Origin of the sequence: Xenorhabdus santafensis (genome assembly GCF_033949405.1) — a bacterium.
GTDB lineage: Bacteria > Pseudomonadota > Gammaproteobacteria > Enterobacterales > Enterobacteriaceae > Xenorhabdus > Xenorhabdus santafensis.
In genome coordinates this window covers 1-11,764 of record NZ_VCDN01000054.1, presented here as the reverse complement: position 1 = coordinate 11,764, position 11,764 = coordinate 1, and the positions used below count along the sequence as shown (strand labels likewise).

General features: G+C 41.2%; 10 protein-coding genes and 1 pseudogene. 2 read left to right on the top strand and 9 right to left on the bottom strand.

Features of this window, described 5'->3' with window-relative positions; genetic code table 11:
* Positions 1–504: 504 nt before the first annotated feature.
* Complete coding sequence (locus FE392_RS13865; RefSeq protein ID WP_319930807.1) at positions 505–1,194, top strand: hypothetical protein; 690 nt, start codon at positions 505–507, stop codon at positions 1,192–1,194.
* Between the two features lie 243 nt (positions 1,195–1,437).
* Here FE392_RS13865 and FE392_RS13860 read toward each other — a convergent pair whose 3' ends face one another.
* Positions 1,438–2,268: an aminoglycoside phosphotransferase family protein gene (locus FE392_RS13860; protein ID WP_319930806.1), complete on the bottom strand. Its 831-nt coding sequence runs from the start codon at positions 2,266–2,268 to the stop codon at positions 1,438–1,440.
* Between the two features lie 100 nt (positions 2,269–2,368).
* On the opposite strand from FE392_RS13860, the gene FE392_RS13855 reads away from it, so the two are divergent.
* Positions 2,369–2,581, top strand: coding sequence for a hypothetical protein (locus FE392_RS13855; protein ID WP_319930805.1), 213 nt, complete (start codon positions 2,369–2,371; stop codon positions 2,579–2,581).
* A gap of 65 nt (positions 2,582–2,646) precedes the next feature.
* Here FE392_RS13855 and FE392_RS13850 read toward each other — a convergent pair whose 3' ends face one another.
* The 8 genes and pseudogenes from FE392_RS13850 to FE392_RS13815 form a co-directional block, all read right to left on the bottom strand.
* Positions 2,647–3,771, bottom strand: a complete 1,125-nt coding sequence (locus FE392_RS13850; protein WP_319930804.1) for an AAA family ATPase — start codon at positions 3,769–3,771, stop codon at positions 2,647–2,649.
* A complete protein-coding gene (locus FE392_RS13845; protein WP_319930803.1) occupies positions 3,768–4,517 on the bottom strand; it encodes an RNA ligase family protein in 750 nt (249 codons plus the stop codon). The genes FE392_RS13850 and FE392_RS13845 overlap by 4 nt, the downstream gene beginning before the upstream one ends.
* A 333-nt stretch (positions 4,518–4,850) precedes the next feature.
* On the bottom strand, positions 4,851–6,047 hold the full coding sequence (locus FE392_RS13840) for an amino acid aminotransferase (RefSeq protein ID WP_319930802.1): 1,197 nt from the start codon (positions 6,045–6,047) through the stop codon (positions 4,851–4,853).
* A gap of 211 nt (positions 6,048–6,258) precedes the next feature.
* Positions 6,259–7,338, bottom strand: a complete 1,080-nt coding sequence (gene alr / locus FE392_RS13835; protein WP_319930801.1) for an alanine racemase — start codon at positions 7,336–7,338, stop codon at positions 6,259–6,261.
* Positions 7,339–7,440: 102 nt separating this feature from the next.
* Positions 7,441–8,850 carry a replicative DNA helicase gene (gene dnaB, locus FE392_RS13830; protein WP_092513160.1) on the bottom strand — a complete coding sequence of 470 codons (1,410 nt, stop codon included), beginning with the start codon at positions 8,848–8,850 and terminating at the stop codon, positions 7,441–7,443.
* A gap of 603 nt (positions 8,851–9,453) precedes the next feature.
* Positions 9,454–9,837 carry a LecA/PA-IL family lectin gene (locus FE392_RS13825; RefSeq protein WP_319930808.1) on the bottom strand — a complete coding sequence of 128 codons (384 nt, stop codon included), beginning with the start codon at positions 9,835–9,837 and terminating at the stop codon, positions 9,454–9,456.
* 45 nt (positions 9,838–9,882) lie between these two features.
* Complete coding sequence (locus tag FE392_RS13820; RefSeq protein WP_319930800.1) at positions 9,883–11,097, bottom strand: phage tail fiber protein; 1,215 nt, start codon at positions 11,095–11,097, stop codon at positions 9,883–9,885.
* 333 nt (positions 11,098–11,430) lie between these two features.
* A pseudogene (locus FE392_RS13815) lies at positions 11,431–11,574 on the bottom strand (hypothetical protein); the annotation flags it as partial.
* Positions 11,575–11,764 lie beyond the last annotated feature (190 nt).

Here is an 11,764-nt window from a genome sequence, read left to right as displayed (position 1 = left end):
TTGAAATTCATTGCGTATAGAATTGATTTAATCACAAAGGTGATTATTTAAATATCACTGTAAAATCAAATGAAAAATAATAACTCTAACATTTAAAAACCAAATATTGATCGAAATATGCACGTATTCATTAATATATTACGCGACAATTGTAATACGCACCATACAGGGGTAGTCATTTTATTAAAAAATATAAATCCTATAATATTATTAAACAGAACAGGCGTTACTACTAAGTAATTCTGTTTTTAAAAATTAAATATATAAGAAAAAAATAGGAGTGATTATATTAACAGCATGATTTACGTCAGCCGTATACATTACGCTTATCACTCTGATTTATTGTTTTTATATTTATCAGAATTGTTCACTTTAAAAAACAAACATCCAGCAATGGAGATGTTTAGTATTTAGGTGACAGTGCACATATTATTTAATTAAATTATTTTTATTCTCGAATAAAAAGAACCCATTTCAGCATATATAAATATTAAGGAAGTAATTATGATCAAGGCAGATAAATATCAGCCAGTTGGAGATAAAAACGTCGGCTATCCACAAATTTGTATTCGAACCAACCGAACGGCTGAGCGTACAAATATGAAGCCAATCATCGAAAAAGCCATGGCTATCGGGAAGCAGTATCCTTGGAGTGAAAAAGACACCATTATCAAAGAAGTTTTCAAGGTATTGGGGGGTGACTTTGGTGGCGGTAGTTTTGGTCACGCGTGGATTATTTACTTCCATAGCCCAGAAGAAGGTGATCATACTTCATATGCATTTCATGCAGGGTATGGATTCGTAAAAAATTCAGAACATAGCAATGATACGCCAAAGAGGAAATTTAACCTTCAGCGTTGTGTAAAGGTCGATGAAAAAACGATAACACCTGAGTTGATCGAATCGAAACTTATTCCTAAATTAATCGACGAGAGTAACCTGTTGTCAAAACTGATGGGTCTTACCTCTGAAGACCTGAAAAATGGTGTATATACGCCTGTAACAAATTGCTCGTGGTTTGCAGGAAAATTATGGAACCAGATCATGCAATTGACATACGAGCAATCACTTGAGGATGAGATCGATATTGATGAAATTGCAGATAAAATGAATCTTCCATTTTTGAAAGTAATTAGAGGAATCGGTGATCCGGGAATGCTTGCCGAAAGTATTGAAAAGGGCTTGCTTCTCTAACGCCAAACCAATTTCTTAGCAACACAAAAAGATATAAAAAACGCCCTGACAATAACGTCAAGGGCGTTCGTTGTTTTAGATGCATTAGTCCGATGCATTAATTATTTTGAATTTGCTACTTAACCTGACGGCATTCTAGATCCCGCTTAAATTATGTCCTATATTTCTTCATATATTTGCGAAACAAAATGATTTCCTTCTAAGGCAAAATTTAAACCACAAAGGTTGACCCCTACGTTCTGTTCACTGGTTCAGTTCAGTAATTGCCAGCTTAGCTACTTCTAAGGTAGTGGTTACTGTCTCGTTGCTTTCGAGTGACCATGTTGTTGAGAGTCCACACCATGCAATGATCCACTTGAGAAGGCGCTCTCTGTCCAGAGCCGCAATCTCAGTAACGATCTTCAGTCGTTGTTTAAATATACCCGGCACAGTAGCAACCCGAGACAATGGATTACCAAGATCCGGATTGGTGAAAATATTGGCAAAATCGAATCCTCGTTCACCTATTAACCCTTTTGGATCAATTGCCCGCCAGCCTGATGCCCCAAAATCAAGAACGTTTTCATGATGCAAGTCACCATGTAATGCGACCACATCATGTGAAGTCGATAACAGTTCTTCTGATATTTCAGCGCTACGAGTCAGGATAATACCTCCGTACTTACGGGCTGCTGGTTTTAGAGGGTAAAACCACTCATGGAGAGGCGTAAGCTGTGGTAAAGGTCGTTTTCGGGATGTATGAAGCAGATTTGCTGTAAGGCTCATAATACGACAAGCCTCAGCATCCTGACCTTCTCGGGACATAGCAGACAGTGATGCTGAACCTGTCGCGCGTGCGAGCAGGATTGCTTCATTTTCATGGGCAATAGTATGGGCAGCTCCATTCCCTTCCCACCACGCCATAAGCGCATTGCCGATTTGTTCATCCGCGTCACCTGTAATTTTGAGCATGGCTTTCATACCACCTGCCTCTGTTGTAACCGGGAGAAGTTGTGACGTATGGGTTATGAGCGGTGCACCATCTGGAATAAGTTTCCAGCGATTTAACCAGGGCTTGAACTCGTATCTGTCCATAATATTTTCTTTATTTCATTATCGATAAAGGGGTTGAATGCAACATACCTGCGAGCAATTCTCATCCATGGCTTCAGCTGTTTTCTGAACACTAAGTTTTATGCTTGCCGATAGTGCTGCATTTTCTAATGCCAATCATGAACGGACTATTTTGCCCGATAATTACCAAGCGCATGTGCACGGTTGGTTCCCTCCTTTTGTCGCTAAGGACCATTCAGCCAATCCTTATCTGACAGCACCTGCTATGAATTGGGTCAGAATCTACAATTTTTGTTTCGACAAAGGCAAATTCCGCTTCTGGCTGTCAGTTTAAGCGTCACTCAGATCAACAACTGCATCAAACCAAATAATGGTTAATACAGCGCATGTCTCAATTCACTATGTCAGCATGACCGAATCAATAAAATAACAAACTTCATGTGCTTCTTCCGGCGTCGGGACTTCCAATTTAGCAAGCATCCTATCCAGTACTTTATCTGGCACACTATATTGGCGGTTGTGGTTCTGCTGGCGCCAACGCGGGTAATCTTGCTCAATGTAAACCACTTTGACTTTAGCGTTATAACTGACAAACAACGAGATCAACTGCCGCCGCATTTGTGCCGTTAGATTCGTCGCGTTCCAAACGAATTCCTGCTTACTGCGCAATTTTTCTCTGGCAAGCTGTTTTGCCTGCTGCACCACCCAACCATTTGCATTTTTATCTTCCGGGCTAATTTGATGTTCGCGCCGGATAGCATCCAAACTTATGACCGGCTTTCCCTGACCATATAATTGAATAAAGTGATCTTTTCCCATCCCTGGTAGCCCGCACAATAAAATGACCTGACTACCATAATCATCGTAAGGCTGATAATCAGGCTGTTCACTATCGGTAGAAAAATAATGGAAACGAGCTTCTCCGGAAGGGAATTTTTTGGGTTCACGCCAGCACCCCTGTTCACGGCAATAGAGTTCAAACAGCTCGATACGCCCAAGTAATTCTTGGGCATCATGGCATGTGCGCCCCAATACATCAGCTTTTGCCAATAAAGCCAGCAAATACATATCAACACGCAATGATGCCGCCAATAATGCTTTTTGTGGGCTGGGCTTTTCCATTAACCACAATGGCAACCCATGAAAACGTACAAGCGCAGCAATTTTTTCCCGAATTACAAATGGCGTCGGTACTTGTTGGAATAAGATTTGTCGGGTTGATAATTCACCTTTACGGGCATGCCCCGGTGATATAACCCTTCCATCCCAATCTACCCGTGTTGTGCTGCGTTTTTCTACATCATGGAGTAATGCTGCTGCCCAAAGAATTTCCTGCTCTTCCACTGTTAGCAATAAATATTCAGGCAATTGTTCCAAGGCAGCCAGTACCATCTGAGTATGAACAGCAACATCTCCTTCGGCATGATGAATTGGATCTTGTTGAACCTCATTCATATCAGCAATAAAAGAGAATGTTGAAGATAAATAATCCCATGATTTATTATGGCTGAAGCTCCAATTCATTCTCTTTCTCCTTTTGCTCCAGATTTTTTCAGATCAGCGACACTCTTCGAATCAGAAAGAATTTCAAAATAGAGAGGAGCTCTTTGCCAATGACGCTTCCAATGAATATCTGTTTTGACATGATTTTGTCGTACGTATTTAAAAACATGATGTGGAAAATCAGTAACCAAATATTCCCCGGCATCCCGGCTAACGATGCCTTCCATTGAACACGAATGATTTGCCTGAGTATCCCATGAAGAGAAATGGCTTTCCCGCTTGGCAGTTATGACAATATTTTGACTAAATTCGAATTCGTTTTGTGCATCAGGAATACTAATTTCAGGTACTGTCGGAAAATCAAATAATGCAGCATAAAATTTGACTTCATCCCAACTGAGCCAACTATCTTTAACACGCACGGCAAATACGAAAAAATATTCTTCTAAACGGCGATATTCGATGGAATGAATAGCATAAAGATTTTCACCGAAAATCTCGATATCACCTAAATCACCCTTGAGTAATTGCCAACGCTGACGGAGTTGCTGAGTCCATGCTGATTGTGTTGGCGCAGCATGGGAGCGGGCAAATACACCATAGCGATTTAAACAATTATTTTCACCATCCAATTTTTCCGTGTGAATAATTTGCTTAATTTTTTGCATGTCTTGCCACCAGTGATGATTAATACGATCGTCACTGGTAGTGCCTGGCGAGAACGGATAATGAAAAGTTCTACCATACTTTCTTGATTGTATATCCATAATATTTTAACTCTTTTAAGAATTATTCCAATAAAAGCACCATGACGCTTTTACTGATTAATGTTCATCGTAATATTTGATGAAAGAGCTCAAGAGTTGGTATTACATTTTCTTTATTTCCATTTTTTGATTTTTTTATATCAATAAATTAGGTTAAGGGTTTAATTGGATTTGTTATTAAAGTTAAATACCGACAGTAAAAATTAAAGGAGGTTACTATATAAAGAGGTTCTCTGCATGAAGACGGGATTATATATAAAAACAGAACTAATTGGCAATATTTCCCCTGCCATTTGCAGAACAGGGGAATTTACATTCTTCTACTCGCCAATATTATTGACTCACAGCAGCAAACGCCTCAGCAATACGCTGTACATTGTGATGATTCACACCCGCCATACAAACACGTCCAGAGCCAACCAAATAAACACCAAACTCTTCACGTAGTCGATCAACTTGCTCTTTGCTGAACCCGGTATAACTGAACATACCGTGTTGTTTCAGGAAATGGCTGAAATCTTTCTCCGGCAAGGACTTTTGCAATGCGTTGACTAATACTGTCCGCATTTCCCGAATACGTAATCGCATCTGCTCTACTTCATCCAACCATTGTTTTTTTAATTCTGGGTTATTCAAAATGTGAGATACAACGCGGGCACCAAAATTTGGCGGGCTGGAATAAATGCGTCGTACACCTGCTTTTAATTGCCCTAAAATATTTTCAGTTGCTTTCTCATCATCCCCGATAACAGACAATCCTCCCACTCGTTCACCATACAGTGAGAATATTTTCGAAAATGAATTACTGACCAAACAAGGTAACTCTGCATCCGCCATTGCACGAATAGCATAAGCATCTTCTTCCATTCCATCAGAGAATCCTTGATAAGCGATATCAAGGAACGGGATCAATTCTCGCTCTTTGGCAACCTGAATTACCTGTTTCCACTGCTCATGAGTTAAATCGGAACCCGTCGGGTTATGACAACAAGGATGCATCAAAATAATGCTTTTTACCGGCAATTTTTTGAATGTTTCCAGCATTTCATCAAATTTTACCCCTTTAGTTTTATCATCAAAATAAGGGTAATAATTTACCTTGAACCCTGCCCCTGCAAAAATAGCGGCGTGGTTATCCCATGTTGGGTTGCTGCACCATACTTCAGAATCAGGGAAATATCGGTGTAAGAAGTCAGCACCTACTTTCAATGCACCTGAACCACCAACCGTTTGAATGGTTGCAATGCGTTTTTGCTGCAATAATGGATGTTCTTTGCCAAACAGCAGCTCTTGAACTGCCACACGATAGGCAAGCAACCCTTCCATTGGTAGATAAAGAGACGCAGACTGTGACAAGGTATTTAGTTGTTTTTCAGTGGTTGCCACTGTCTGTAATTGTGGAGTTGTACCTTCTTCATCGTAGTAAAGCCCGATGCTTAAATTTATCTTTTCCGCTCTAGGATCGTTATTAAATACTTCCAACAACGACAAAATAGGATCACCTGCATATGAGTCAACATTCTGGAACATAACGTTATATCCCTTGCTACTTGGTTATATAGAAAATGCGATGGCAAACAATATATACCCAATCGATTCCAAGTTACAGCATGACAGAAAGGGCCAATAACCCCGGAAATCGAGATACGATGCAACCGGGGCAAGTGACAAAACAGTGGGTTATGTAAGCAAGAGAAATAGATAACTTATTTATGTTAAGGGAATAATATTATTTACTGAATTATTCGTCCAAATATTCCATAACAACACGTGAAGTCAGTTTCGTGATGAGTTCATAAGCGCTTAGCCCTGAATGCTCTGCAATTTTTTCAACTGGCAGAACACTTCCCCAAAGCGTTACTTCATCCCCGACTTTATCCTGACATTCAGGCCCTAAATCCACAGTAATCATATCCATGGAAACACGGCCCACCAGCGGCACTTCCCGCCCATTAATAAATACAGGGGTACCTGCCGGGGCACTACGTGGATAACCATCACCATATCCCATGGCAACAACACCAAGACAGGTGTCACGTTCACTGCACCATGTACCGCCGTAACCGACCGACTCACCGGCTTTATGTTTGCGTACAGCGATTAAATTGGATTTCAATGTCATTGCTGGAATCAAATTGAAATCAGCGGCGGTTTTATCCGCCATCGGCGAAGCTCCGTACGCCATAATTCCGGGGCGAACCCAATCCAAATGGGCTTGTGGCCACAGTAGCACCCCACCCGATGCCGCGATGGATTTTTCACCGGGTTTGCCTGCTATGAATGACATGAAGCAATCGATTTGTTGTTTTGTCGTGTCTACAGTTGGTTCATCCGCTCGGCTAAAATGGCTAATGATGTTAACGGGTTGCTCGACATTACGGCAGCGACTCAGTCGTTGATAAAAGCCTTCTGCTTCATCAATCCTCACCCCCAAACGATGCATGCCTGTATCCAGTTTCATCCATACCTTAATCGGATGGGACAAATCCGCCTGTTCCAATGCTTCAAGCTGCTCAATGCTATGCACCACGGTTTCGATGTGATTGACGAGCAGGACAGGTAAATCCGCCGCTTCAAAAAAACCTTCTAATAGCAAAATGGGTTTGACAACCCCACCACTACGCAGGGCAAGAGCCTCCCCTATTCGAGCAACACCGAAACAATCAGCACCTTCCATTGTATACGCTGTTTCTAATAATCCATGTCCATAGGCGTTTGCTTTCACAACGGCAATCACTTTGCTGTCAGGAGCTTGTGCCCTAACTTGTTGCAGGTTGTGTCGCAGAGCGCGGCGGTCGATAACAGCAGTTGCCGCTTTCATTTTGTCCCCTTTTTTATGATTTTTCAGTCAGGTGAGTAATGGCCTATCCCCACAGTCTCTGATTATGATCAATCAGTTGAATATGGACGATAGGCACTACATTTATTCGTCGCTATAGCTCGGCCCTGCATAATTATCGAACCGTGACCATTGGCCATTAAACGTCAGCCTTACCGTACCGATAGGGCCGTTACGCTGCTTACCAAGGATAATTTCTGCCACGCCTTTCAGTTCACTATTGTCGTGATAAACCTCATCACGGTAGATAAACATGATTAAGTCGGCATCTTGTTCGATAGAGCCGGATTCACGCAAGTCGGAGTTCACTGGACGCTTATCTGCCCGTTGCTCCAAGCTACGGTTAAGCTGGGAGAGTGCAACTACGGGTACTTGAAGTTCTTTCGCCAACGCTTTCAGTGAGCGGGATATTTCCGCAATTTCCAGGGTTCGGTTATCCGATAAAGAAGGGACTCGCATTAATTGCAGGTAGTCGATCATAATCAGGCTGAGCCCGCCATGCTCGCGGAAGATCCGTCGTGCGCGGGAGCGGACTTCGGTCGGTGTCAGGCCGGATGAATCATCGATATACATGTTACGTTTTTCCAGCAAAATACCCATGGTACTGGAGATACGCGCCCAATCTTCATCATCGAGCTGACCGGTACGAATACGTGTTTGATCTACGCGGGAAAGTGAGGCCAGCATACGCATCATGATCTGATTGCCGGGCATCTCAAGACTGAAAATCAGAACTGGTTTATCCTGCATCATCGCGGCGTTTTCGCACAAGTTCATTGCAAACGTCGTTTTACCCATTGAAGGACGCGCAGCCACGATAATTAAGTCTGATTTTTGCAACCCGGCAGTTTTCTTATCCAGATCCTGATAACCCGTCGAAACCCCGGTTACACCATCATGCGGACGTTGATAAAGCTGCTCAATTCTCTCAACAGTTTCTTCAAGGATCTGCTCGATGCCTTTCGGGCCTTCATCTTTATTCGCCCGATTTTCTGCAATCTGGAATACTCTGGACTCCGCCAAATCCAAAAGTTCTTCACTCGTTCGGCCCTGTGGATCATAACCTGCATCTGCAATTTCATTTGCCACAGAGATCATGTCACGGACGACTGCACGTTCACGAACGATATCAGCATAAGCATTGATATTGGCGGCGCTAGGGGTGTTTTTTGATAATTCAGCCAGATAGGCAAAGCCACCGACGCTATCAAGTTCACCATTTTGCTCGAGAGATTCCGATAGCGTAATTAAATCGATAGGTTTACTCATTTCGAGCAAACGTTGCATCTCAGAAAAAATACGCCTGTGGGGACGGCTGAAAAAGTCATTACTGGTGACCCGCTCGGAAACATTATCCCAGCGCTCGTTATCCAGCATCAAACCGCCCAACACGGATTGCTCTGCTTCCAAAGAGTGTGGTGGAAGTTTCAGCCCTTCCACTTGGCGATCTTTTGGTTCAGCCATACTGTTGTTAGTTGGTTTTTTTCCAGCCATGTATACCGCTTCAATCCACTAAACAAGAACGAAATAGCGCATCAGTATACGCCATGAGAACTGCCTTGAGTAATTATATATAGTCCACACTTACAGTTAAGAGACAATCACTTGATATTAACTAAATGTTATTTCTTAACTGAATTTTCCTTACTTATTTATATAATTGTTTATACATAAAAAATTGAACAAACCTATAAACAAAACATAAGATAAGAACAACATAAAAGAAAGAAAAGAATTAAGAGTGAATTTGTGATAAATAAAAATCATGGCGTACATTAAATGTACTAATCTATAGAGTATTGCAACGCATTTCGTCGGTAGCTATCAAGTGATCACGGGAGCGGTCCACTCATAGCTCTGCCAGTAAGAAGATTTTCCCGTGACGGTTATCACCTGCCCCTTCTATAGCAACATTACAACTAGAGCCACCTTATTGAAGCGAATCATACATCTGTTAGACAAGATGGCTATTTTCCTGATATTGCGATAGTTTCTGATGTTACCTCACAGGAGCAACGAAGCAAGATGAAAGGAGTCTGAAAAATTACTGTGATTGCTATAACCCGCAAAAACTTGCGGGTTAGGTATAGAGGTTATTTATTTGATTTCTTCAAGATTATCTAAAAGATCTGGTGACTCAACTATAATATCAACCTGAAATTCACCTGAGTTATCACCATAAGTTCCGGGCGCATCATCGAACAGAAGTATCAGCTCACCATCTATGGGGACTCTTTTTCGCAGGACTCCAGTCCCAATATTGTAAGTTTTGTTAGCAATTTTAGCCTGTAAAGAGAGACTGGGTGTTGCTGATTGATACATTGGCATAGTACCTTCAGGTGATGCCGACGCATTATCAGCATGGGCATATTTTACCCAACCTCTAGCCACAACAGATATTACATTTCCCGCTTTGAGCAAAAGCCCTGTGGGCTGACCTTGTTCAAGGTTAGCAGGGACAGTGCCAGACCAAGTATTCAACATAGTATTTCCTCCAAATTATATTTTGAAAGTGACAGAAGAAAATTAAGTCTGTGATTCATCATCTTTGACGGAAGGCATTTGTACTCGAACAGAGATAAATCGGCCTTCAGGAATATCAATCAAATCACCGTCAGAGTAGCCTTCTTTTATATTTCTGGCGAAAGTAGGGGCATCTGAGTGTTCACGGTGGTAAGTCATTAATTTGATTGAGCCATCAGGGAGTAGTTCGTGATTAATCCAAATCAGCGGTAAGTCGTTTTGACATCGTGGGATTTCGATACAACCCATTGCCCCATTAATATTGAATCCTTTAACTCCCTTAATGAGATAAGTTCCTTTTGATAAGCGCGTTACGACCGCACCTTTAGATGCATAATTTGTTTCAAATGAGCCATCAGAACGTAATTTAATTATTGAGGCAATTTCTTTTACAACGCCACTGGTTTCATCAACGTAATATTGAGACGTTGACATAATTGCACCATTGCCTTTAGGTAACTGTTGAACGAATCTGTTTGCGTTTGAATTATTTGATGTTCTATCTACAAAGTTTAATAACATCGTGGATTCATCAGGATTTCCTTCTATCCTCCAAAGAGTTCCACTAGGCCGATACATATTTATTCCACTATATTTGGAATCTGGATTTACAGTTAATCCCTCTTGATCTACTGCGAAAGCACGCTTAGTATTAATATCTATTGCGTACCCAAGAGTATCAGCTCCACCGCCCCGTACAATTCCTGTCTGAATAGTATTGGCATACCATCCATAACTGGTGAAAGCTACTAGCTTATTTGCATCTTGGTGTGGGGCAGACACCAGCTTCACAGGGTTACTTTCTTTCGGAGTAGTTTCTACCTGCTGAAATTGAAAAGATCCTGAATAAGTTCCTCCATTTATTGATACCGCACCTATATTTTTTATAAACTCCACTTTATCTGGAATATCTGTCCCATTCTGCTTTTTCTCCAAATAGAGATTGGAATTATTAAGAGTATTTTGATTGGCGGTATTCGCTAAATCATAGGCTTTTTTTACAGCTTTAGAGGTTGCGGCGGTTAATTCACTATCACTATCTGTTTCATTACTTAAAGTAACGAATCCCGGTTCTACATGTGTTGCATAAGGATGATTGCGGCTTGCGGCATGTTGTTCAATGGCTGCTTTTATTGAATCGTTGACATATTCTGGCGTGGTAACAGTAACCAGATTGCTATTTTCTGGAACAGGCACATCAGGCTTTTTATCTTGCATAATTATTCCCTCATATAATCAACAATACACATTGCTAAGTAACATGAAGGCGGTGGGATACTACTCCGCCAGTGAACATCAATAAAATGGGTTCATCAATACAGGAGAGTACGAATTGACTAGTTTTTGATAAGTAGCATGTTTTGATGGCAGAATGACATAAAATGACAAGCGCGGAATTAATAAAATATATCTGATGACTGATAAAACTTGGTGGAATAAAGGCGAGACTTTCCACCTTTTAACACTTTGATTTTATTATTATCCAACCTTAATGGTAGTTATTTAGAATTAATCAATTAGCTAAATCTACTCAAAGTTATCTAATCGTTGCTATTGCTCATCACTGAGGCTAAACGCAAACTCTTCATGCTCAATTTGCCATGTACCAAAATTCATCAGGAACGCGATTGCAGGGTCGATTTTATTCGCCGATTTCTTCTTATTCAGTTTGGTATTGGCATTTGCGTCGGTTTCCGTGAACAAAAATATTAAAACGTGAAACCTGCACTGAAGGGAGGGCAGGCCGAATAATCTTTTTCTGCTTCTCGCAACTTGATTAAACGGCCTAATAGTGGCTCACGTCTGAGTGCCATTTCTTAATATACACCTGAAAAATATAATAAAAATACCTCGACATAGGAGATCTAAGCTTGCGGAAACATGA